The organism is Mesorhizobium jarvisii (genome assembly GCF_003601985.1).
GTDB lineage: Bacteria > Pseudomonadota > Alphaproteobacteria > Rhizobiales > Rhizobiaceae > Mesorhizobium > Mesorhizobium jarvisii.
Map to the genome: position 1 here is coordinate 22,381 of NZ_QZXA01000011.1, position 19,978 is coordinate 42,358.

Sequence of the window (19,978 nt, forward strand, 5' to 3'; positions counted from 1 at the left end):
CGGGATCTTCCTTCTAGGCCACAAGCGATCGAAGCAACTCAACGGCGCTGTCGGCCATGCGCTCGCCTTCATTGTCGACCTCGATGGTCGAAATCAGGTAACGCGCCTTGGCGGCGACCTCGCCCATATCGGCCGGCCGGTAATCGCGCAGCGCCTGAAACGCCGCCCATTCCGCATCGCTGGCGACCTCGACGGCCTTCTCAAGCCGATCGAGATCGACGGTGGCCGCTACGGCGAGACGCCGAGCTTTTGCCTGATCGAGATCATCCTCCATGACACAGCGCCAGGTCACGGCGTCGTCGGGTGAAACCTTCAGGTGCTTGACAGCAGCAGCTGCCCATTTGTCGATTTCCTCGGCGCTCCAGACAACGCTGGCCGCCATCGAACTGAAAAGCTGGACACTCGCGTCGGGGACCTTCTCGAACGCTTTGTCATACATTTCGGTTGCCGCGGTAAGCGCCGCCCTGGCGGCGCGGTGGGCATCGATGAGGGCGTCGACGCCCGATGGAGCGTCCGGAGCGGCGATCGCGCGCTGTAGGCCCGCGCCTGTGGCGATTGCGGCCATTCCGCTGAGAACGGAACGGCGAGTTGTTGCCTGGTGTATCATCTGGATATTTTCCCTCACGGTGAGAACCGGCTTCTCACAGCCGGCGAGCCGAAGGCCATGCCCCGGATCTAACTCGGCGATCGGCGCCGAAGCCGGGGGTTGAGAAACTGCCGTGAGACAGCTCGATGGCTTTTAGCTTCCGCTTGGACATGGCGCATCGCCCCCGGCCGTGCTACGACGGCAAGGACGGTGCGCCCGCCAAGGCGTCACCAACGCGCATTCAGAGCCCGCCAAGGCTCCGTGCGCCTAGGCAGTGCCAACGACGCCAATCGATGGTCTGCTCATCACGGTCCGGGTTCTCACACCCCAACGGACACGTTGCGCTCACAAAACGATTCTCGTCAAGCGATCCCCTCTCGGGGAACATCGCTTATGCACTGTCATCGTTGCACCACTCGATCGTCAGCGTCCCGCCGAGCGCCTTGACCGCCTTGTCGACCTTTCGGAAATCGTGCTTCTTCCTACGTTGCGCCAGCTTGCTGAAATATTTCCCAGTGCCGGCGTAGACGTCGAGGTCGGGCATGAAATGCCCCTTCGCGCGGCAGGCCTCGCGGACATCATCGATAACGGGATGGCTTGTCTTCACATATGGCTTCCGCCAGCGCTTCAATCCCATCTGGTAGCCAGAGACCTGGAGCGACGTCCAGGTACGGCCAGGGAACGCCGCGATCAGCTCATCCTTGCTGACCGTTGGGAAGAGCCGTTTCAGCCGTGCCCGATCGGCGGCCGTCCAGGCCGGTTTCGGGGTGCTGAGCCCCATGAGGTGACATTGCCCGCGGATCGCCGGCATGGACCTTTCCGGCAGTCGCATTTTCATCGCTATGTAGTCTGGAAACCATTTCTTCAAAACGGCACGCTCCGCCGTCGTCCACAGCGCGTGGCCGTTGGGTGTTCGACCCGCCCTGCGAATTCGATCTTGGGCGGCCAAGCTCTTGTGGAGGTGCTCGATATCTGTCGATCGGTATGCCATCGGAGTACCGAAACGACCACGGCGCACGCCGGCAAGCCCCCGATCGGTGAGCTCCCCGCTTTCCACAACCCGTGGTGAACGATATGTTTCCGCGCCGAGGAACATTGAAAATGACGATCCCAATTCGTGCATTCCGAAATCCGCCGTACCGCGCGGCGCGGACCTCGCAAAGGCGCAGCGAGTGGCTGATCAGAACCGCGTCATTGATCGGATCGAGCACCACGCCAATGAGATCCTCGCAAACTGTCCGGACGAATGGCAGACGCTGTCATTCGGGCAGATCGGCAACCATCTAGCCATCGACGTCAAACTTGTGTGTCACGCGCTTAGCGACGGCAATCAGAACGGGCGCGGGGTGCGGGTGACGCCGGCGGATCGCGTCTTGCTCGAACGCTTCAGGTCCTGACCTCGGCGCCCTTGAGCAGGCGCCGGTGCCGCTTTCGCTCCAGGAACGCCACGATCTGGCGATCGCGTTCCGCGGCCATGCCGGGATTCGGCATCCAGTCGGCCGGCGGTCTTTTCATCTGCCATTTGTCGCCATGGACACCCCACCGGTGCTCGCCGACGACCTCGGAGCCATCAAAGAAAAGGGTGACGTTTGCCTTCGGAAAATGCAGCGGACGCGCCTGCCACCACACGCGCCCGATCTCGACGTCGCCGTTGCCGCGATGCTGCCAGGGCGTCCAGTTCGAATGAGACCGCGTCGGCTGCCTGCCAGACCGGTGATAGTCATCGCCCAAAAGATCGCGCCAGATCTCGACGTCGGCGGCATCCTGAAGATCAGAGCGCAACGGCCGCCCGATCGTCGCCGGCGGCCTTAAGCCGCCTCCGCTTGGCGTTCTCCCTGCCCTTGCGCGCGATCTCCGCGCGCTTCGCCTCGGCGGCGACCTCTTCGGCCGACTGCTTCGGCATGACGATGTCCGGGCTTGCAAAGCGCCAGAGCAGCGCCGTCGCCATCGCCTCGGCTGTCGAACACCCAGGTTTCACGAATTGAGCCCAGGCGCGGACCTGGCCGAGGTCGACGGTGTCGAAGAGATCGGCGCGGATCTCAACCAGGTTGGAGAGCACAACACGCGAAACCGCCTCGATCGTATCGAACTGCAGCTCGCCGGCGTTGCCATCGCTTTCCACGATCAGGCGGAGGACCAAGCGGAGGTGATCGGCGCCGTGCGCCTGGCCGAGGCGCTTCAGGGTCTTCGGGCAGAAGCATACCCTTGGTCGGCCTGCCATGGCGCCGTGCAGCGCGGGCTTAAGGATCTTGATCCCGCATTGCTCGGCGATCTGGTGGACGTCGCAGGGAAAGGGCGCGGTGCGAATCGGCATGGCGTGACTGTACCGCCGGCGTGGTTTCCAAAATCACTCGCACGAACCGGATTTCAGCCAAGTGGCCGCACCGGTCCTGTGGTGTTCCATCTGATGAACTCGACTTCCTTGCCGGTCACTTCCCGCACGGTCTTCAATCTTCACGATGCTTTTGTGCAGCGCTTCCGCTGCCGTCAGAAAGCACTCGATTTCAGCCTGCGAAAGCTTCGTGGATGGTTTGGACCTGGCCATTGGCGATCTCCGTTTTGAGTGGGTCGCCGCAACGGGAGGATTATATTCCTCGCGTCCGTCTCGGTGGCAAGGCTATTCACGCAGGCCGGGGTCGTAATGCACGATCGCGTCGAGGATCATTTTTGGGAGAGGCTGTCGTCGACCTCTTCGTCGATCTCGCTCCGCTTGATTCCGAGCACTTTGGCGTCGGCGATCATCTTGTGCGTGAGTTCGTCAACGGAGATGACATCAGCCTTCGTCGTCTCAGGGACGTTGTTGGCCAGCCATTGGTCAAGGAAGTTGATTCCGCGAGTGCTCATGCTGCACATAAGCTCGCGGCGTATATTAGGTTCCATGCATATTGACGTCGGCGGCGGCCGCTCCAGAATCCAAATATGGGCAAGGGCATCAAAGTCGGCGACACCGTCGCGATAACTGCAACCGTGCGCAAGCGGGTCACGGAAGACCGCGTGAGTGTTCTGATCCCTACCTACGGTCAGCCGCACTCGATCGTTGACACCACGCCACACATAAGCAGCGGGCAGAAAATCGAGCTGGCCGGCGAAGTGCTTCGCGTCGACGAGGATACGGTCACGGTCGGCGGCCAGGATCTGGGCATTACGGTCAAACACAGTGCCGTGCGGCTCGTCACCAGCTATCTGCCGCCGACGCGCAAGAGGTTGGTCGACAAGGCGACGTGAAGGTCATGAAGATCGAAGCCGACGAATGCCGGGCAGCCCTGATACTGATCCGGCGCACGATCGAGGAGCACTGCCCGCCCGGGGTACTGCCGAGCGAGGAGGCCGTCAACGGCCTCTACGGGCCGGAGTTGATCCATGAGGCAGAAGCACTGGCGGCTGCCATCGTCGCAACTATCGACAAGATGCAGTTGCGCGTGATGATGAAGCCGCCGGCCCCCAGTATCAAATAGGAAGCCCGCCAGCGCGCGGGTTTCCGGTTGGCCCGCGCGCCTTGCCGTATGAGAACCCGCGCATCGACGACGACGTGAATGGCCAAAGACCTGATCGAAGCTGTGAAGGCACCTCAAAAGAGCCCTCGGCTTGCCATTGCGCTCGCCGCCTTTGCCATCCTCGTTGCCTTTGCCGGCGCCGGCTTTGGCAGTCAAAAGCCTCCGCTACGGCCCGAAGCTGATCGCGCCGCCGACAAAGGTCTTCGAGGCCGAGAGCGTGAAGGTGAAATCATCCGTAGTGGCCGCCACAGTGGTCGCGATGTGGGCGGCAGCTGTCGAGGTATTCGTCATCGATGCGGACTGATCGGAGTCCTCGACAACGCTGTCGGTGCCTGTCCAGCTCTCCGTTACGGATGCGCCGGTGCCCTGGGCGGCAATGCCGGCGATCAGGGCGCCGCCGACCTTCGTCTCGACATCGTTGATCGCGCAGCTCGTGCCGCTCGCTGAGGTCTTGGAGACCTGGTCAACAGGCGTGGCGCTCAGGCCCGAGCAGCAATAGACGTCCATGCTGGCGCGCTCCGCCGTGGTCGTCATTACGATATTCGGTGCCGAACCGCTGGCGACGATGCCATAGTAGATCTCGAAATAGCTGACGATGGCGGTGAATAGTTGGATACGACCCGGGCTCCAGCGTGTCAGCGCAGTGCCACCAACTGACACGCCAGTGGTCGTGTAATTTCCAACGCTTTCCCCCGTGATAACGACAACAACGAGGCGATCGGCCGCCGGCGCGGATAGCGGCGCGCTAGCATAGGTGACGGTGCCGCCAGAGGCAGCGGCTTGCGAGCGGCCGATATACGTGATCGGGGCTGCTGGCGGTGCTCCTGCAGCCTGCTCAAACCCGCCAATCGCGGCACCGATACCGGGGATCATGCGACTGCCTTGACTAGATTTGCATAGGTCTTGCCTGTCGAAAGAACCTGATAGAACAGAAGGTCTTTCGCCCCCGCTGCCGTCGACAGCGTTGGATCCGTGCCGCCGGCAAACAGCCAATCGGCATGATAGCCCAAAGTTCGGCTGCCGGTGCCATCCTGGATGATCTCGATACAGCCGGATTGCCCGTTCTTGGGGTTGGATGGCGCGCCTAGCGTGCGGTTGCCGCCGAGCGTCACCTTGGCATTCAGGAAGGTGGCCATATCGACGGCGATGGTCGTCGCGTCGGTCAGGGTAACAGGGTCGGCAGCGGTGAAGATGATATCGGCTGTGAGCACCTTGTTCGAGGTCGCAGCCTGAACCTGCGCGGCCGATGCCTTGTCGATGGCCACGTCATTGGCGTTGGCGAGGATGCCGGTACCGGCGCCCACATCAAACGTTCGATCCGCTGAAAGATCGCCACCACCGGTTAGACCAGCGCCTGCGGTGATGGTCCTTGACGTCGGGACGGACCCACCAGCGGAGGTAAGCTGAGCGAAAGCAAGCGAGGTCGAACCGACCGTGATCGGCGCGTTGGTCGAGCACGTCCATTGCGTGTCGGCAAGCGTCGTTCCCTCGCTGACATAGACCGATGCATTGACGAGCTCAGCGCCGGCATCGGCATCCGTGGCACGCGCCGGCGCACCGCTGGCGGCAACAACATAGATGCCATTCTCCGCGCCGCTCGACTGGTTCTTGATGAGGATGCGGTCGCCGGTGGCGAGGGTTACACCATCGATCGTGTCGCCATTCTCATAAGCGCTGGCGAGAGTGCCGTTGGCCGTAGTGGCGGCGCGAACGGCTTGCTTCCACGAGAGACCGGCCACCTTGCCGTCGACATAGGTCTTCATCCCCTTTTCGGTGGTGACCTTATTGTCCGAATTCGATGCGAGCGTGCCATCAGTCGAGATCGCGATGCCGCTGTCCTTGATGAGCTTTCCGGTCGTGGTGTCAAACAGGACGATGTTGTTGTTGACGGCGCTTGCCGGCCCGACGACATCTCCGACGCCGCCACCACCACCGCCTGCAAACAGAGACCAAGCTGACCCGCTGTAGAAATAGTAGGCGTTGTCGTCCTGCGCATAGGCAAGCGCGCCCTCTATCGCCGGTAGGAAGAACCATGCCGCGTTGTAGTAGACGGCGACATTCTTGCCTTGGCCTGACCACGCCCCTGTCGGCGAGGCGCCGAGCACATAGAGATCGCCTTCGGCCGGCGATCCCGGAGGAGCTGTGTCGCCAATCGAGATGGCGGCAAAGCACGTCGCGCCCGCCTCGAGCTTGGCGATCGCCTCGTTGACCGTGACCGAACGGTTGCTCTGCGTTTCGGCAAGTTCGGTAATGCCGAGGCGATTGGAAGTCGTCATGTTGCTTTCCTTTTCATCTTTTCGCCGATCTTGTCTGGCCAGCGGTGAAGCATCGTCGTTGAGACGCTGCCACGTTTCACAACCGTGATATCGAGAATTCCCCCGATCAGATGCTGCCGATCGGTGTTGGCGTCAAAGGGATCGATCGGCACCGGAAAGTTGCGGAAGTATTCAAAAATGCTAACCCCGTGCATGGACAGCCACGCTTGAATGGTCTGACCCCCGGCCGGTGCCGGTACACCCATCGCCTGCAAGGTGATGGCACGGCCGTCGGTACCGAAACCCCAATGCAATGGTCCAGGATCGATTAGGGTCGAAGGGGCGCAACCATATTTTGCCGGCCTGTTCTGGAACATTCGGTGCATCGGCCCGGCGGTCTCCGAGACGCCTGCGATCAGGACCTCGAGCATTGGTGAACTCGGCAGCCAGGGCAAGGCCGCTGCGATTTCGGCCAACATCTGGTCGAAACCGGATCTCTCTGCCGCGGCGATGATCCTTTGGGAGACGTCTTCCCCGAAGTCCAGATTCCCGCGGTAGGCAACGGCCAGCGGGAGGCGCTCCGATACCGCGACCTTTCGCGCGACCTTCAACAGCGTTCCGTCGCGATCGTAGACGGCGCCGTCAGTGAGAACGATGACGGCGTCCGGCGAAATCGCCGATGAGAGTGCTGACAAGATGCCCGACATTCAGCAGTCTCCTTTGAAAATTTCGACAGTGATCTGCGAGGCGTCGCAAGCCAGGCCGGCCAGCGCACATTCCTGTTCGAGGACGTCCTTGAGCGGGACCGGCAGGCGTTGTGCCCGCGGCAAATACCAGACAACAGGATCAGCTCCGCCCGCCGGCAGGATGAGAACGGCTTGCCATTGCTGATTAACCCCGAACTGGCCAAGGTCAGAGTTGAGCTTGAGCAGCCAAGTCGACGTGGCGGCGTCATAGCGGTTTACCTGGCCGAGGTCAGAGACGCGGAACTCGAAAATATCGTTATCGAATCCCTTGATCGCGATGAGATCGGAACCCAACTTCATCCGCTTCGACAGGGGCGGTTGGGCATTGGGAACCGCACCGATGCCCGTGTGGGTGTTCGACCGCAGCAGGGTTCCAAGATCCGACGTGTAGACGAACAATTGGCCTGCGGCATCGAGCACGACGACGCTGTCGCTCTCCTCGTCGTAGAAGCATGCGACCGCATCATCGGTGAGCGCGCCGAGCGTGATTTCCGTATCAGACAACAGGCCGGTGACATCCCAGCCGATCCTGGTCACCGCCTTCGATGTGCCTGCGATCCCTCCGCGGACGGCGTAGGCGTAGTCAGGACCGACAGAAAGCGTCTGGAGGTAGGAAAGCGGCGAATGCGCTGTGCTTGCCGTCCATATCTGCTGCCAGCCGGTGCTTGCATTCGACAGCAGCGATAGCTTGGCGCCAAAGACCCACACCAGCATATAGGTGACGCCGCCAAAGCTGATGTCGTCGAGGATGGCGGAAAGCTCGCTCAAGCCGTCAAGGCCGCTGACTTCCTGACGGAAAGCGCCGGTGGCGGCATCATAGAAGGCAATCGAATCGCCACTGCCGCCGACAACGGCGACGTCGAGGCGATCGCTGATGTGGACAGATCCCGCATAGGGAATCGTGGCGTTCAGGATTTCGGCTCCTGCCGGCAAGCGACTGATTATCAGCGTGCCGGAGTCATTGGCCGCCAGATAGTCGCCGGTGGTGTCATTCCTCCACTCGTTCGCGTTCGTAGAAAAGCCATCGATGCTGGCTGTCGCCAGTATCGCACCCTTGAGGATCTCGGCCTCGATATTGGGGACGCGGATGCCGAACTCGTCGAGCGGCAGATTCTTGATGACGACATAGACGATGCCTGGCCAAGCCGGCACCAGGCCGGCGCCGCGGTCGGCTTCAATGTCAGGATCCGGTTGCTGATCATCGGTGCCGAGATGCAACGTGACCGACGCACCCTTGGCGACGCCGATGCCGTTACCGCCGCTCGCGATGGCGTCCTGCAGCGCTTCGAACGAGACGTCGAAGATCAGCTTGTCGTCAGCCCAGATACGGGTGATCGCAGTGGCAGGACCGTTCCAGGCGAAGGCAACCGCAAAGGTTGCCGTATAGCTGTATGTCGTCACCTCCGGCCCGAGCGCCTTGCCCTGCCGTTCCGTCTTCACATGCTCGTCGACGTGGTCGCCCTTGAGCCAGATCACGGCCCCGGCGGTGCGGATCGATCCATAGACGCGCGCCAGCTGGTCGCCATATTGCGAGGTCTGCGCCTTCAGACTTTCCGCGCGCGGCCCCTTGATCTTCTGCGGGAAGAAATACGCAATCGCCAGATTGATGCCGATCCCGACGGCGGTGGTGACGATCGATCCGAGGAGGCCACCACCGACAGCGGCACCGGCAAGCGGGGCTATGAAGGCCATTTTGGCCCCACGTGCGCGGCGGCGAGGAGTTCGCGGGCTGGCATCACGTCGCCTTTTCGAGGTAGCCAATCAGCTGCCAAGTGTCCTGCAGATCCGTCGCCGTGATCACCGCTGCGGCGTTACGCTTGGCGATTTTCAAGGTCTCGGAACTCAGGATGGTGACGCCGTCGCCTGCGACGAAGGTGACCTGGCCGGTGCCGCCCTGGATCACCTTCCGCGATGTGCCCGGCGGGAACGGCACCGCCGAATAGGGCGGCACGACGATCGATACCGGGCTACTGCTCGTCGTTCGCACGCACTGCTCGCGTGGTGAGAGTGTGAACGTGGTGCCGTCGAAAGCCTCTATCCGATTGAGGATCTCGACGATGGCTCCAGGCTCGGCGAGGATGATGCCGCCGTCACGCACGATGATCTGACCGCCGGCTTCAATAATCAGCCGGTCACCCTCGACGCGCACCTTGTTGCTCATATCAATTCGCCAATCTCACGTTTCGCGCCTCGGGCCGGCCGGTGCGCTCGCTGACGCCGTCGTCGAACGACACCTTGGCGCCAACATGCAGCTCGTCGACGCCGATCACGTTACTGATGTGGACGAAGACATCGCTGCTATCACCACCGTCCGGGCGGATGAACCCGAAGCCGCGATCACCTCGCCAGGTCACGACGACACCGGTCCTCATCTGACTTCTGGGTGCAGAGAAGGCTCGATTCTCATAGTTGGTTTGCACGGCGATCGCCCCTTCCGAGTTGGTCACCGCCTGGCCGCCTTCTGCTGTCGCGACCAGGCGGGAAATCGTGAACGTCACGATTGAAGGAAAACCGGCCGCAGGCAAAATCCCTTGCCCGCGGCCGGAAGCAGCATGCCGCCCGTCCAAAAGCACCACGCTGAAACGCTGTCATTTGCGGCTAATCTCCGCCAAGGAGCGGCGTGCCGCGTCGAGCCGTGGTGTTTTGCTCACAGATCTGCCGGTGATCAGCGCGCCCGCGTTGGCCGCGACGCTGACGAAGGAGAACTCGAGCAGCTCACAACTGATGAATCGGAGGCCGCCGTAAGGCTTGGACGGATCGATCGGCACGCTTTTCAACGGCATGAATCCGATCGAGGTCGAGTTGATGATGCCGGCCTTGATAAGCCCATAGACTTCATCACTCTTCGCGCTGACGCCGACATCGGGGAACTGGACCAAAGCGACAAGCTTGCCACCCTCCATGCTGACACTCAGCGCCTTGGCTATGGGATGGTCACTGTCGTGCTGCCAGAGCACCGTCGGCGAGCGGCGGAAGGCGTCGAGCTTGATGCCGGCCTGGTCGATGATGTCGCCCATGCGATCGAGCTCGCCAGTCGACACGATGGCGCGCACCTGGCGGACACCGATGCCATCTCCGACGAACTTCAGAATGGCGGGAGACGCGGAACGGCGGATCTCGGTCATCGCCTCAGTTCCCGATCAGGCCGACGATCGGACCCGCAACCGTGTTGCTGCCCAGATCGTGCACGTTGATGTCGAAACGCTCGGTCGCACGACAGCCGATCTGGTCGTATTCCAGATATCGATTTGCCGTGGTCTGAACGGTGACGCCTCGGCGGTCGCCAAGCGTGGCCGCAAGGCTGAGATCCCCGAAGGCGATCATCACCTTGGCGCTTTGATCGCCGGCGCCCGGGAGGCTCGGCACAGGTTCGATCGGCCAGCTCAGGTACTGCATCGCCGGCCGCGCCCCGGTTGCTGTCATGGTCATGCCGGCGGCAGTGGCACCGAGACGCGCAAAGCAACGGCCGATCGCATAACTGGACGCGTACCATTTGGCGCTCGGCAAAGCGTATTCTGGACAGGCAGCGATCAGCGCGCCGAGATCCGCCGCGGTGATTTCGTCGAAAGTATCGTTGTTGGTGGCGGCAACGATCTTGCCGGCGTCATGGGTGCCGTCGATCAGCTTGACGTTGACGCCGGTGATCCCGCCGTACGAGCTCGTGCCGTCGCCGTTCCAACCGCAGGAATCTTCCAATGCCGCCAGGGCATAGGCCGCGTCCTCGGCGAAGTCCTGGCCGACGTCGATAGTCTCATCCTCGCCCAGCTCCGAGCTCATCCTCGACAGCGCTGCCGCTTTTTTGGCATTGAGGTTGACCGAGCTCCAGGTCCGGTCCTGTTCCGCGATCTGGGCGTTCTCGCCAACGAAGGCAGCGATCAAGCCGGTGTCGAGCCGGGGGAACGAGCGCGAGTCCGCGCCCATGCGCTTGACCGCTGCGTTGCGCCGGAAGGTGCCGGTCAGCGCGCGGATCTTGATGATGCCGGCTTCGACTTCGATCGGAACAAGGAACCCGCCAGCGATGCCGCTGGTTTCGCCCTGGGCCTTCTGCAGGATGACCCCGTTCTTGGCACACCAGGCACGAGCGACTTCGTCGCCCTTGTGCATCGCGGCACGGAAGAACATGCCGGCCTTGAAGGCGGACTCATCGTCATCGAAGGCCCGCGGACGGGCGCCGGCATAGGTCTTAATCGGCATCGTCGATTTCCTTCCTGGTGATGATGCCGGCCCTCTCGCAGGCCTGCAGGAAAACGTAGGCGTGATCGCCGACGACGGGCGGTCCGAATAACGGGCCCGACACCACATCGCAGATCAAATTTGGGTTTGCTTTTGCGAGGCGCCGCACCTTTTCACGGAAGCCAGCGGCCTCGGCGTTGACGCGCCGCAGTGTCAGCAGCGCCATTGCGCGTTGGCGGACGATCTCAAGCCAATCGGCCTCGGTTTCGCGCATCACCTCGGCGACCGCCATGATCCTGGCTTGGTTTTCGCGGCTTTCGAGGGCTTCCAGCGCGAAAACAATAGCGGCCCGCTCGGTCTTGATCCCATGCAGGGTTTCGCCTGGTGTCGGCAACTTGTCCTTCGGCAGTGCATGCCCGTTTAACAGGGTGGCGGCGAGTTCGCGGGCATCCGGTCCCGATTGCGGCTCGGCCGGCCGGATGCCGGCCTGCTCCAGCTGGATCTGCTCGGCCAATAGCGCTTTGTCGCGATCGCGAAACCCGCGTGCCTTCGCAAGGATCTGCTCGATGAGCGCCTGCGGCACTGGCTCGGCTGCTGATTCGGAGGTCGTGTTTTTCGCCATGGCTGGACGAATCGCACCGAAAGGGGCGGACAAAAACTATTTCGTCCGTTTATTTTTTCGCCGCAGTCGCCGAGCGATGGCTTCAGGGTTGCCGCCTGTCTGTTGCGCGATCTCCCGGGCTACGATCGTGACCGCGTGCGAGCCGCGACCCTCGGCGGCCAGCTCGGCGATGCGCGTCAGCGCCAGGTTGTCGTTTTCGGCTGGCCGGCCACTCGAACCCCGCTGCGCCCGCAAGATGTTGGCGGCCTGCCGCGCGCTGCCGTCACCCGCCTCGGCCAGGAGGTCCAAGGTGGCGAGGATCGAGAGCAACTCGGCAGGACGGCCGGTCGTCGGGTCGATTGGCGGAGGGTTGACGCGACGGCGCATCGATCAGTCGCCACTCCTGCCGAAGGCGTTGAGCCTATTTTTTTCGGTCATATCGCGATTTTCCCCGAATTTCCGGTAACGCCGAAAAATTTTGTGAACGTGAGCCCCGGGCGGTTCCGGGGGTCATTCGCTCCAGAGATCGAGACCCCCCACCCCTGGTTCGTCTTCCGGACCGTCGTACTCAACAGTGCCTTCATCATCATCTTGTCTCCAAGGTTCGTGATTGAAGCTGTCGTCTGATCGTGATGAATGGGACGCGTGCGGAGCACGAGCGTCCCCCTCGGCATCAACGTCTAACGTCAAGCTCGACCTGATAGAGGCAGCGTGTAGACGGGCGGTCGGCTTGGCGCCGCCGCCCGATTCTCCTCGAGGAATCTCCTCTATGAGATTCCCCGGGCCTTTAGTGCCGGTCATAATGTCGTGGGAGTGCCGGTCAAAGGGCACGGAAGTGCCGGTCATAGATGGGTTTTGACCGGAACTATACTGCCGGTCAAAAAGGGTCGGATAGGTCCTGTTCGGGTTGCCTTTGCCGGCTCGTTTGACTGCGATGTGGCCTCGATCGCGAAGAGCAGTGAAGAGGTCGCGCACATGCCGCGTCCCAATGCCGAGCAGCTCGGCGTAGCCGTCCTGGCTTCGAAATGAGAAGATCGTACCCTGCTTCGAGAGCGTGCGGCCGCAATCTTTCATGAAATGCCAGCCCAGCTTGAATGCCAGCGGAGCGAGGGTGTTATCGGCCGCGACTTGGTCGAGCCACGCGTTTTTGAACGCCCCGAAATTCACCTTGCTCATACTGGCTGCGCCTTTCGCTTGGCGGCAGCGCGCGCGGCTCGTCTGGCCTTTCGGTTCGCGGCGGCGATCCCGGGCCCGCCGGGCGCCTTGGTGATCAGCTTATAGACGGTGAAGTCCAGGCCATCGAAGACAACCAGTTCATCGCTTTCGACGCTGGTGATCCCATGTTGAGCGAGGATCTCATCCTGCTCTGCGCGCGAAAGCTGGCGGCTCATTTGCTGCTATCCAACCCGTCGGCCGCATCGTGAGCATTTGAACTTCCGGTCCACCAGCATCTCCAGCGGCAGCTCTACCTTGCCGCGGTGGCCGCAGGGGCAACGCAAGATCTTCGTCACGATCTCAGCGGCATCGGCTTCTTTATGGGCGCCCGCGCGAGGCTTGCCGACGCTCTCCGCGCCCTGGCGGGCGATTCGCTGGCGGTCTGAGTTGCGAGACCAGTCGCGCTTGGTCACGTCGCCCTCGCACGCCGCAGATTGACCTCGCGCAGCACCGCGCAGGCTTGGGCAGCGGACAAGCCGAAGCGCTCCTGGAGGAGTGGTACGATCGGTCGCTTCCGATCGTTGGGATAGGCCGCGTACCACTCGATCGCCTCGATGAGCTCGTCGCTGCCTTCTTCGGCGGTGTCGCCGCTCATCGCCGGGCCTCCATGAGCCTGGTCGCCGTCTCGATCAGCGCGTTGCCGGCGCGCAGCAGCAGCAGCGCAAGCCGGAGCCTACCGAGGCGCGTCTGCAACAGCCCGGCGACGACGAATAGACAGACGCCGGCGGCGATCATGCGGCGTCTCCGAGGATCGCCGCGAGAAGCTTGCGGCGCGAGGCAACCCACTTTTCGCCAATCTTGGTCGCCGGCAGATGGCCGGCGCTCAGCATGTGAAATGTTTGCCGCTCAGTCCGCCCAATGATCTTGGCGATGTTCTTGACCTCCCAGACGATGTCATCCGTCGCCGAGGTGGTACTGGCAGAAATTGGTTCCATGTCACTGTCTCCGATCTCGTGTGAATCATATCCAGTGGATACAATCTGCTTTACTGTAGCCAGTGGATATGCTTGACGTCAAAGGGAATATATCCAATGGATATGGTGATCCTGACAGCGAGCACCGACCGATGGTCAATCGAAGCAATCCGGAACAATTTCAGCTCCGCCTGCCGCCCGGGCTGCGAGAGCGCATAAAAGCTCACGCGGATGAAAACGGCCGCTCGACGAACGCCGAGATCGTTCGCGTCTTAGAGCGGGAATTTCCTGAGCCTTGGAAGCTCGAGGAGCGTGTCGATCAACTGCACGGGCTCCTCACCATTCTGGGCAAAGCCATGCCGAAGGACGCGGCCGACGAGGTGGTTCAGCACGTCCACGAGACACTTACGGCGATTGCGGTTGGCCGCACGACAGATGTCGATGACGACACGCGTGACGAGATCCTCCGCGGACTGGTGCGCTGGGAAGGCAAAGCGTTGAAAGACGCTGAGGGTCAAGGGCTGCCTCCAGCATTCTTACGCCGGAGCAAGACCTGACAATGTCAATCCGCAAGCGAACCTGGACCACGGCAAAAGGTGAGCAAAAGACGGCCTGGGTGGTCGATTACGTCGACGGGAAGGGGACACGACGGCTGAAGACCTTCACCAAGAAGAAGGACGCCGACCAGTTCGCCGCGACAGCAACGGTCGAGGTCCGCGAGGGCGTCCACGTAGCCGATGGCGCTAGCGCCACGGTGAAGCAGGCAGGAGCGTTCTGGATTGCCAGCGCCGAGGCTGCCGGGCTGGAACGCACTACAGTCGACAGTTACCGATCACACGTCGATTTGCATATCGTACCATTCATCGGCGAGACCAGGCTGACCATGCTGAGCATCCCGGCCGTGCGAGCGTTCGAAGACGAGTTACGCGCCGGTGGAAGGTCGGCCGCGATGATCCGCAAGGTGATGGTCAGCCTGGGCTCGCTTTTGGCGGATGCTCAAGAGCGAGGATTGACGGCACGCAATGTCGTGCGGGAGGTACGCGGCAAGCGCAAGGGCGGCGAGCGCCGCCAGGAGCGGCGCCAGAAGGGCAAGCTGAAGGTCGGCGTTGATATCCCGACGCGCGAGGAAGTGAAGGCCATCGTAGGCGCGCTGTCGGGGCGCCGTTGGAGGCCTTTGCTGTTGACCGCCATCTTCACCGGACTGCGGGCGTCAGAACTTCGCGGCCTTCGCTGGAGCGACGTGGATCTCGATCGCCGCGAGGTCCGCGTTCACCAGCGGGCGGACAGGTTCAACACGATAGGCAAGCCCAAGTCGATTTCAGGCGAGCGGACCTTGCCGGCGCCGCCGATCGTCATCAACGCGCTGCGGGAGTGGCGGTTGATTTGCCCCAAGCGTGACACCGGCAAGGTCGATGCCGACGGTAAAGCGGTGATGGTCCTTGACCTCGTTTTCCCGAACGGCAGCGGCAAGGTCGAGCAGCTCAATAATATCGTTCGCCGCGGGCTGCAGCCGGCACTAGTCGCGGCCGGGGTGACGATCGACACCGGCGAGGTCGACGAGGATGGCAATCCGGTCATTGTCGCGAAGTACAAAGGCATTCACGCGCTGCGACATTTCTATGCGTCCTGGTGCATCAACCGGCAGGAAGAGGGCGGCCTCGGCTTGCCTCTAAAGGTGGTCCAGGAACGCATGGGCCACGCGAGCGTGACGATGACGGCCGACGTCTACGGGCATTTATTTCCGAGAGGCGACGACGCCGACGAGCTAGCGCGCGCGGAGAACGCACTTTTGGGCTGACGCGACATGGGCGCGACATGAAGCCGGAAAGCTCAATGATTTCAATGTGCGCTTTCGGATTGTGGATCCGGAGGTCGCTGGTTCGATCCCAGCCAACGGTACCATTGGCATCTCCGACAAGTTATTGGTTTTGCTGAAGGGTTTCCTGCAAGGCCGTGGAATGTAGCCTGCCTTGTGGGTGGGCGGACTTTCCTGGTGCAATGAAGGCCGGCGTTCGGTTCGGGCGCTTATCGGCGGCTGCGACCTGCAAATAGGGATGGCTCTCTGCTCGTGGGGGATGATGGCGGGAGAGCGCTACCGCCTTTCCCCCACCCATCGAACCACCAGTTCCGGCTTCGCTGCCATGGCTGGCCGAAGCGAATGACGGATTCAGTGAACCCTGTGTGGAATAAACAGGTGATCCGAACCGGTGCCACTCGATACCGTCGAACAAGTCGTCTCTCGAAAAAACCGAAACCAACCGTGATCAATGCCGCTAGCAAGAAATATCCAAGAGCCGCGGCGAACAGAGGCTCGTAAACCCGAAAGGTCTGCGCGAACGAGGTTGGCCGCCCCCATAAGTTCGAAGGCTGTGATCGTCGAGGCCAGGGCAGTTCCCTTCAACAGCAGGATGTTCTGACCGCCGATCGCCGGCAGCGCCGACCTGAAAGCCTGCGGGAGAAGGACGGAAATCATGATCCGTGTTTTCGACAGGCCAAGCCATCCGGTCACGTAATCCCAAGGAAGCGGAAGCCGCAGCAAGGCGGGATGTCGAATCCGCTTGGCGAATTGCAAAAGAAAGCTCCGCGATGCCTGAGGGCAACCGAGATGCCGAAGGAGATCGTGTGGCCGCGCGGCGCGGTGAGAAATGCAGCGACGAGGCGCACGCAGTCGGCGAAGGAAAGGTACGACCAGCATGCGCCGGTCCGCCGGTTCGGGGAAAGCCCTGGCCAAGCAACTCTGCTCTTCATCTCATCATACCAGTTGACATGATGATGGTTGCCGCTAAGGTTGGTCAGGGCTCGGCGGATGCGGGTACACGGTCAAGGGAGGAGACTATGCAGACATCGAGGAAACTTCGGCGCGTAGCGCTTTTTGGCGCCATCGCCATGGTGGTCGCCAGCGCGGCGTCCGCGCAAGAGGTCAAGGTCTGGACCCTGACCTTCGCCAATGATTCCGCCAACAAGGCATGGGCTGACATCGTCAAGGAATTCGAGGCTGCCAATCCTGGTGTCACCATCAAGGTGGAAGGCCGCGGCACCGATGAACACAAGTCGGCGCTGCGGGTCGCCTCAGGTTCCGACCAGGGACCGGACATCTATTTCATGTGGGGCGGCCTTGGCCTTGGCGGCGAATTCGTCAAGGCGGGACTCAGCCTGCCGCTCGACAAATTCTACGCCGAATACAAATGGGACGATGAACTGCTCTCACCGGCGCTTTCCTTCTCCAAGCAGTATGAGGGTGGCAGGCACGGCGTGCCCTACACATTCCACGGAGAGGCGCTCTATTACAACAAGGCGTTGTTCGAGAAGGCCGGCATCACCACGGCCCCCGCGACCTATGATGAACTTGTCGCGGACGCCGAGAAGCTGAAAGCCGCCGGCATCCCGGCAATCACCTTTGGCGGAACCGTCAACTGGCACGTCATGCGTCTCATGGACATGATCCTGGAAACCAAATGCGGGGTCGAGAAGCATGACCGTCTGATGGGGATGCAGGTGAGCTGGGCAGACGAGGCCTGCGCCACGGCCTCCTTCGAGGAGTTCCACAAATGGACATCGAATTACACGCTGAAGCCGTTCATGGGGATCGATCAGGCGCAGTCGTTCAATCTCTTCCTCGGCGGTCGAGCCGCCATGATGCTTGAAGGCGACTGGCTGGTGGGTCAGCTTAAGGGCGAAAACCGCACTGCGGATTTTGGTCTGTTCCCATTCCCGACCGGTACTGACCGCCTCTACGGCTTCGCCGAGTACAACTACATTTCGACCAAGAGCAAAGTTCCCGACATCGCCGCCAAGTTCCTGAACTATCTCGAATCCACCGACGTGCAGCAAAAGCACCTTGGCGATTTCGGTTCGATCTCGGTCAACAAGAACGTCAAGTACACGAGCGCCGAACCGCTCGACCAGAAATGGATCGAGATCTTCGGCAAGTTCCCGTCGACGTTCGTCAATGGCGACCAGGCCTTCCCGCTCGACGTCACCACCGAATATTTCCGGGTGATCAACGAGGTTGCTAGCGACACTCTCGATCCCAAGGCGGCAGCCGCCGAGCTGCAGAAATTCATCGGCAACCGCAGCTGATATTGAACCTCGCGATGGCCGGCCCCGACAAGCCGCAGGCCGGGGCCGGTCAGCCGATTCTCTTGCACCGCTCCTGGGACGATACATGGCCGTGAACATTTCCGCCGCCGATCGCCATGCGCGAAAGCCTGCCCGGTCAGGCCAGCTTCGCCGAAAACTACAGGATCCGACCCTGCAGGGATTGATGCTGTTGGCGCCCGCGGTGCTGGCCTACGCAGTCTTTGCCTTCTATCCGATGATCGACGTCATCCAGCTCAGCTTCATGAAATGGAATGGACTGAACGCGGACAAGCATTGGGTGGGGCTCGACAACTACCGCTACGTGCTGCACGACGATCCGGTGTTCTGGGTCGCCTTCAAGAACACGCTGATCTGGACTTTCCTGTCGGTCATCTTCCCGCCGCTGATCGGCTTTGGGCTGGCGCTTGGCCTGAACCAGAACATCCCTGGCCGCTCGCCGCTGCGCGCCCTGTTCTACATGCCCGTGATCATAGCGCCGATCGCCGTGGCAACCATGTGGCGCTGGATGTTCGACCCTTTCTTCGGGTTGTTCAACAGTTTGCTCTCCGCAGCCGGATGGCCCAACCTGATCCAGGATTGGCTGGGCGACCGCAACGTCGCGCTCTATTCGGTCTTCATAGGCTATGTCTGGGAGGTCGCGGGCTTCTCGATGGTGTTGTTCCTGGCCGGGCTGCAAGGCGTCTCGCAGACGCTGGTCGAAGCCGCCCGCATCGATGGCGCAGGACGCTTCCAGCTGTTCCGCTATGTGACACTGCCGGCGCTGAGGCCCACCATAACCATCGTCCTGATCCTGTCGCTGATCAACTCGCTGAAAGCCTTCGACATCGTCTACGGGATGACCGGCGGCGGACCGGCGCAATCGACGCAGATGCTCGCCATGTGGGCCTATACGCAAGCCATGCAACTCGGTGACTTCGGCCGTGGCAGCGCCATCTCCGTCGTACTCTTGCTCATCACCGTTGCCATCGTCATCCCCTATCTGCGCTGGACGCTCAAGCGGCAGGAGGCCTATCAATGAGCGGCGTGGCCAGCCCCTTTCGCCAGGCCGGCGCGGAGCGGGTGGATCCGCTGCTGGTGGCATTGTGGATCGCGCTGATCATCGTCGCCGTGGTCTGGATCGCTCCGTTCATCTTCATCATCTTCACGTCGTTGAAATCGAACGCCACGGTGATGGGGACCGGCGCATTCTCTCCGCCCACCAGCCTCGCCTGGGAGAATTTCACCAATGCCTGGCGGCGCGGCGATTTCGGCACAACGGTCGTCAACAGCACCATCATCACCGTCATCAAGGTGCCGCTCGGGCTGATGATATCGGCCATGGCCGCCTATTCGCTGAGCCGCATCCAGGTCTGGGGACACAAGGTGGTCTTCCTTGCCATCGTGTTTGGCACGATGATCCCGTTCCAGGTGATGCTGGCGCCGATCTTCAAGCAGGTGAACAGCTTCGGGCTGATCAACACCTATGTCGGCATCATCCTGCCTTATCTCGCCTTCGGCGTCCCTTACCAGGTCTTCATCCTGCATGGCTTCTTCAAGGAGGTGCCCAAGGAGCTCAGCGAGGCGGCGCTTATCGACGGTGCGTCGCATTTCACCGTATTCCGGCGTATCTTCCTGCCGGTGTCGCTGCCGGTGCTTGCGGCGCTGCTGATCCTCGACTTCGTCGCCACCTGGAACGAGTTCGCCATGGCGCTGGTCATCCTGCAGGATCCGGATCGCTGGACGTTGCCGCTCGGCCTGATGTCGTTCCAGAGCCAGTTCGCCCGCGACTACGGCCAGCTCAACGCGGCGATCGTGATGACGGTGCTGCCGGCGGCGATCGTCTACCTCATCTTCCAGCGCTACTTCGTCTCGGGGCTGACCTCAGGCGCGGTCAAGGAATAGCAACGCAAGGAA

At 61.7% G+C, this 19,978-nt stretch carries 30 protein-coding genes and 1 pseudogene; 8 read left to right on the forward strand and 23 right to left on the reverse strand.

The genetic code is table 11. The annotated features are described in order from the left end of the window. Positions 1-13 precede the first annotated feature (13 nt). Together D3242_RS25825 and D3242_RS25830 are read right to left on the reverse strand one after the other, a co-directional pair. Entirely contained in the window at positions 14-565 is a 552-nt protein-coding gene (locus D3242_RS25825) for a hypothetical protein (RefSeq protein ID WP_064986147.1), read from the reverse strand. A gap of 412 nt (positions 566-977) precedes the next feature. Next, complete coding sequence (locus D3242_RS25830; protein ID WP_147377489.1) at positions 978-1,709, reverse strand: hypothetical protein; 732 nt, start codon at positions 1,707-1,709, stop codon at positions 978-980. A 49-nt stretch (positions 1,710-1,758) separates the two neighbouring features. Here D3242_RS25830 and D3242_RS25835 point away from each other — a divergent pair, with 49 nt between their 5' ends. Beyond that, positions 1,759-1,983, forward strand: a complete 225-nt coding sequence (locus D3242_RS25835; RefSeq protein WP_064986150.1) for a hypothetical protein — start codon at positions 1,759-1,761, stop codon at positions 1,981-1,983. Here D3242_RS25835 and D3242_RS25840 read toward each other — a convergent pair. From D3242_RS25840 to D3242_RS25855, 4 genes and pseudogenes are all read right to left on the reverse strand, one after another. After that, the gene (locus D3242_RS25840) at positions 1,973-2,368 is read right to left on the reverse strand and encodes a hypothetical protein (RefSeq protein ID WP_064986152.1); all 396 of its coding nucleotides are present in this window, start codon (positions 2,366-2,368) and stop codon (positions 1,973-1,975) included. The genes D3242_RS25835 and D3242_RS25840 overlap by 11 nt on opposite strands. Beyond that, a complete protein-coding gene (locus tag D3242_RS25845) occupies positions 2,358-2,900 on the reverse strand; it encodes a hypothetical protein (RefSeq protein ID WP_064986154.1) in 543 nt (180 codons plus the stop codon). The genes D3242_RS25840 and D3242_RS25845 overlap by 11 nt, the downstream gene beginning before the upstream one ends. Before the next feature lie 33 nt (positions 2,901-2,933). Further along, positions 2,934-3,131 (reverse strand): hypothetical protein, encoded by a 198-nt coding sequence (locus D3242_RS25850; protein WP_167470457.1) that lies wholly within the window; start codon positions 3,129-3,131, stop codon positions 2,934-2,936. Between the two features lie 72 nt (positions 3,132-3,203). After that, positions 3,204-3,430: pseudogene (locus tag D3242_RS25855) on the reverse strand (DUF768 domain-containing protein). 75 nt (positions 3,431-3,505) lie between these two features. Between D3242_RS25855 and D3242_RS25860 the strand changes: the two are divergent. Both D3242_RS25860 and D3242_RS25865 read left to right on the forward strand, forming a co-directional pair. Beyond that, complete coding sequence (locus D3242_RS25860; protein WP_064986156.1) at positions 3,506-3,811, forward strand: hypothetical protein; 306 nt, start codon at positions 3,506-3,508, stop codon at positions 3,809-3,811. Between the two features lie 5 nt (positions 3,812-3,816). Then, positions 3,817-4,041, forward strand: coding sequence for a hypothetical protein (locus tag D3242_RS25865; RefSeq protein ID WP_064986478.1), 225 nt, complete (start codon positions 3,817-3,819; stop codon positions 4,039-4,041). 204 nt (positions 4,042-4,245) lie between these two features. On the opposite strand, the gene D3242_RS25870 is transcribed toward D3242_RS25865, so the two are convergent. From D3242_RS25870 to D3242_RS25940, 16 genes are all read right to left on the reverse strand, one after another. Further along, positions 4,246-4,953: a hypothetical protein gene (locus D3242_RS25870; protein WP_064986158.1), complete on the reverse strand. Its 708-nt coding sequence runs from the start codon at positions 4,951-4,953 to the stop codon at positions 4,246-4,248. Next, entirely contained in the window at positions 4,950-6,356 is a 1,407-nt protein-coding gene (locus tag D3242_RS25875) for a DUF2793 domain-containing protein (RefSeq protein ID WP_064986160.1), read from the reverse strand. Before D3242_RS25875 ends, D3242_RS25870 begins: the two co-directional genes overlap by 4 nt. Continuing rightward, a complete protein-coding gene (locus D3242_RS25880) occupies positions 6,353-7,042 on the reverse strand; it encodes a hypothetical protein (RefSeq protein WP_064986162.1) in 690 nt (229 codons plus the stop codon). Before D3242_RS25880 ends, D3242_RS25875 begins: the two co-directional genes overlap by 4 nt. Beyond that, positions 7,043-8,842, reverse strand: coding sequence for a hypothetical protein (locus D3242_RS25885; protein ID WP_147377490.1), 1,800 nt, complete (start codon positions 8,840-8,842; stop codon positions 7,043-7,045). It abuts the gene before it with no gap. After that, complete coding sequence (locus D3242_RS25890; RefSeq protein WP_064986165.1) at positions 8,817-9,242, reverse strand: hypothetical protein; 426 nt, start codon at positions 9,240-9,242, stop codon at positions 8,817-8,819. The genes D3242_RS25885 and D3242_RS25890 overlap by 26 nt, the downstream gene beginning before the upstream one ends. 1 nt (position 9,243) lies before the next feature. Further along, positions 9,244-9,657: a cold shock domain-containing protein gene (locus tag D3242_RS34400; protein WP_317452352.1), complete on the reverse strand. Its 414-nt coding sequence runs from the start codon at positions 9,655-9,657 to the stop codon at positions 9,244-9,246. Positions 9,658-9,669: 12 nt separating this feature from the next. Then, positions 9,670-10,206 (reverse strand): HK97 family phage prohead protease, encoded by a 537-nt coding sequence (locus D3242_RS25900; protein WP_064986167.1) that lies wholly within the window; start codon positions 10,204-10,206, stop codon positions 9,670-9,672. Positions 10,207-10,210: 4 nt separating this feature from the next. Beyond that, positions 10,211-11,275, reverse strand: a complete 1,065-nt coding sequence (locus tag D3242_RS25905) for a phage major capsid protein (RefSeq protein WP_064986169.1) — start codon at positions 11,273-11,275, stop codon at positions 10,211-10,213. Beyond that, on the reverse strand, positions 11,265-11,876 hold the full coding sequence (locus D3242_RS25910; RefSeq protein WP_064986171.1) for a hypothetical protein: 612 nt from the start codon (positions 11,874-11,876) through the stop codon (positions 11,265-11,267). Before D3242_RS25910 ends, D3242_RS25905 begins: the two co-directional genes overlap by 11 nt. Before the next feature lie 36 nt (positions 11,877-11,912). Then, positions 11,913-12,242 carry a hypothetical protein gene (locus D3242_RS25915; RefSeq protein WP_064986173.1) on the reverse strand — a complete coding sequence of 110 codons (330 nt, stop codon included), beginning with the start codon at positions 12,240-12,242 and terminating at the stop codon, positions 11,913-11,915. Positions 12,243-12,365: 123 nt separating this feature from the next. Further along, positions 12,366-13,031: a hypothetical protein gene (locus D3242_RS25920; RefSeq protein WP_064986174.1), complete on the reverse strand. Its 666-nt coding sequence runs from the start codon at positions 13,029-13,031 to the stop codon at positions 12,366-12,368. Then, on the reverse strand, positions 13,028-13,246 hold the full coding sequence (locus D3242_RS25925) for a hypothetical protein (RefSeq protein WP_064986176.1): 219 nt from the start codon (positions 13,244-13,246) through the stop codon (positions 13,028-13,030). Before D3242_RS25925 ends, D3242_RS25920 begins: the two co-directional genes overlap by 4 nt. Positions 13,247-13,252: 6 nt before the next feature. After that, on the reverse strand, positions 13,253-13,483 hold the full coding sequence (locus D3242_RS25930; protein ID WP_064986178.1) for a hypothetical protein: 231 nt from the start codon (positions 13,481-13,483) through the stop codon (positions 13,253-13,255). Beyond that, positions 13,480-13,665 (reverse strand): hypothetical protein, encoded by a 186-nt coding sequence (locus D3242_RS25935; RefSeq protein ID WP_064986180.1) that lies wholly within the window; start codon positions 13,663-13,665, stop codon positions 13,480-13,482. Before D3242_RS25935 ends, D3242_RS25930 begins: the two co-directional genes overlap by 4 nt. Further along, positions 13,662-13,805, reverse strand: coding sequence for a hypothetical protein (locus D3242_RS33650; protein WP_155772713.1), 144 nt, complete (start codon positions 13,803-13,805; stop codon positions 13,662-13,664). Before D3242_RS33650 ends, D3242_RS25935 begins: the two co-directional genes overlap by 4 nt. Next, a complete protein-coding gene (locus D3242_RS25940) occupies positions 13,802-14,005 on the reverse strand; it encodes a hypothetical protein (protein WP_064986182.1) in 204 nt (67 codons plus the stop codon). Before D3242_RS25940 ends, D3242_RS33650 begins: the two co-directional genes overlap by 4 nt. 68 nt (positions 14,006-14,073) lie before the next feature. On the opposite strand from D3242_RS25940, the gene D3242_RS25945 reads away from it, so the two are divergent. After that, positions 14,074-14,541 (forward strand): Arc family DNA-binding protein, encoded by a 468-nt coding sequence (locus D3242_RS25945; RefSeq protein ID WP_081296239.1) that lies wholly within the window; start codon positions 14,074-14,076, stop codon positions 14,539-14,541. A 2-nt stretch (positions 14,542-14,543) separates the two neighbouring features. Continuing rightward, positions 14,544-15,782 (forward strand): tyrosine-type recombinase/integrase, encoded by a 1,239-nt coding sequence (locus D3242_RS25950; RefSeq protein WP_064986186.1) that lies wholly within the window; start codon positions 14,544-14,546, stop codon positions 15,780-15,782. 369 nt (positions 15,783-16,151) lie between these two features. Here D3242_RS25950 and D3242_RS33655 read toward each other — a convergent pair whose 3' ends face one another. Further along, positions 16,152-16,556, reverse strand: coding sequence for a hypothetical protein (locus tag D3242_RS33655; RefSeq protein ID WP_167470458.1), 405 nt, complete (start codon positions 16,554-16,556; stop codon positions 16,152-16,154). A gap of 263 nt (positions 16,557-16,819) precedes the next feature. Between D3242_RS33655 and D3242_RS25970 the strand changes: the two genes are divergently transcribed. The 3 genes from D3242_RS25970 to D3242_RS25980 all read left to right on the forward strand — a co-directional run bounded on the left by D3242_RS25970 (position 16,820) and on the right by D3242_RS25980 (position 19,966). Continuing rightward, positions 16,820-18,064 (forward strand): ABC transporter substrate-binding protein, encoded by a 1,245-nt coding sequence (locus D3242_RS25970; protein ID WP_064986191.1) that lies wholly within the window; start codon positions 16,820-16,822, stop codon positions 18,062-18,064. An 85-nt stretch (positions 18,065-18,149) separates the two neighbouring features. Beyond that, the gene (locus tag D3242_RS25975; protein ID WP_064986193.1) at positions 18,150-19,103 is read left to right on the forward strand and encodes a carbohydrate ABC transporter permease; all 954 of its coding nucleotides are present in this window, start codon (positions 18,150-18,152) and stop codon (positions 19,101-19,103) included. Then, a complete protein-coding gene (locus D3242_RS25980) occupies positions 19,100-19,966 on the forward strand; it encodes a carbohydrate ABC transporter permease (protein ID WP_019860314.1) in 867 nt (288 codons plus the stop codon). Before D3242_RS25975 ends, D3242_RS25980 begins: the two co-directional genes overlap by 4 nt. The last annotated feature ends 12 nt before the right edge of the window (positions 19,967-19,978 follow it).

Excerpts from the sequence above, each read along its gene's own strand:
- D3242_RS25825 (WP_064986147.1), bottom strand. The coding sequence starts at position 565 with ATGGCCGCAATCGCCACAGGCGCGGGCCTACAGCGCGCGATCGCCGCT.
- D3242_RS25830 (WP_147377489.1), bottom strand. The coding sequence starts at position 1,709 with ATGCACGAATTGGGATCGTCATTTTCAATGTTCCTCGGCGCGGAAACA.
- D3242_RS25845 (WP_064986154.1), bottom strand. The coding sequence starts at position 2,900 with ATGCCGATTCGCACCGCGCCCTTTCCCTGCGACGTCCACCAGATCGCC.
- D3242_RS25850 (WP_167470457.1), bottom strand. The coding sequence starts at position 3,131 with ATGGCCAGGTCCAAACCATCCACGAAGCTTTCGCAGGCTGAAATCGAG.
- D3242_RS25860 (WP_064986156.1), top strand. The coding sequence starts at position 3,506 with ATGGGCAAGGGCATCAAAGTCGGCGACACCGTCGCGATAACTGCAACC.
- D3242_RS25865 (WP_064986478.1), top strand. The coding sequence starts at position 3,817 with ATGAAGATCGAAGCCGACGAATGCCGGGCAGCCCTGATACTGATCCGG.
- D3242_RS25870 (WP_064986158.1), bottom strand. The coding sequence starts at position 4,953 with ATGATCCCCGGTATCGGTGCCGCGATTGGCGGGTTTGAGCAGGCTGCA.
- D3242_RS25875 (WP_064986160.1), bottom strand. The coding sequence starts at position 6,356 with ATGACGACTTCCAATCGCCTCGGCATTACCGAACTTGCCGAAACGCAG.
- D3242_RS25880 (WP_064986162.1), bottom strand. The coding sequence starts at position 7,042 with ATGTCGGGCATCTTGTCAGCACTCTCATCGGCGATTTCGCCGGACGCC.
- D3242_RS25890 (WP_064986165.1), bottom strand. The coding sequence starts at position 9,242 with ATGAGCAACAAGGTGCGCGTCGAGGGTGACCGGCTGATTATTGAAGCC.
- D3242_RS25900 (WP_064986167.1), bottom strand. The coding sequence starts at position 10,206 with ATGACCGAGATCCGCCGTTCCGCGTCTCCCGCCATTCTGAAGTTCGTC.
- D3242_RS25905 (WP_064986169.1), bottom strand. The coding sequence starts at position 11,275 with ATGCCGATTAAGACCTATGCCGGCGCCCGTCCGCGGGCCTTCGATGAC.
- D3242_RS25910 (WP_064986171.1), bottom strand. The coding sequence starts at position 11,876 with ATGGCGAAAAACACGACCTCCGAATCAGCAGCCGAGCCAGTGCCGCAG.
- D3242_RS25915 (WP_064986173.1), bottom strand. The coding sequence starts at position 12,242 with ATGCGCCGTCGCGTCAACCCTCCGCCAATCGACCCGACGACCGGCCGT.
- D3242_RS25920 (WP_064986174.1), bottom strand. The coding sequence starts at position 13,031 with ATGAGCAAGGTGAATTTCGGGGCGTTCAAAAACGCGTGGCTCGACCAA.
- D3242_RS25925 (WP_064986176.1), bottom strand. The coding sequence starts at position 13,246 with ATGAGCCGCCAGCTTTCGCGCGCAGAGCAGGATGAGATCCTCGCTCAA.
- D3242_RS25935 (WP_064986180.1), bottom strand. The coding sequence starts at position 13,665 with ATGAGCGGCGACACCGCCGAAGAAGGCAGCGACGAGCTCATCGAGGCG.
- D3242_RS33650 (WP_155772713.1), bottom strand. The coding sequence starts at position 13,805 with ATGATCGCCGCCGGCGTCTGTCTATTCGTCGTCGCCGGGCTGTTGCAG.
- D3242_RS25940 (WP_064986182.1), bottom strand. The coding sequence starts at position 14,005 with ATGGAACCAATTTCTGCCAGTACCACCTCGGCGACGGATGACATCGTC.
- D3242_RS25945 (WP_081296239.1), top strand. The coding sequence starts at position 14,074 with ATGCTTGACGTCAAAGGGAATATATCCAATGGATATGGTGATCCTGAC.
- D3242_RS25950 (WP_064986186.1), top strand. The coding sequence starts at position 14,544 with ATGTCAATCCGCAAGCGAACCTGGACCACGGCAAAAGGTGAGCAAAAG.
- D3242_RS25970 (WP_064986191.1), top strand. The coding sequence starts at position 16,820 with ATGCAGACATCGAGGAAACTTCGGCGCGTAGCGCTTTTTGGCGCCATC.
- D3242_RS25975 (WP_064986193.1), top strand. The coding sequence starts at position 18,150 with ATGGCCGTGAACATTTCCGCCGCCGATCGCCATGCGCGAAAGCCTGCC.
- D3242_RS25980 (WP_019860314.1), top strand. The coding sequence starts at position 19,100 with ATGAGCGGCGTGGCCAGCCCCTTTCGCCAGGCCGGCGCGGAGCGGGTG.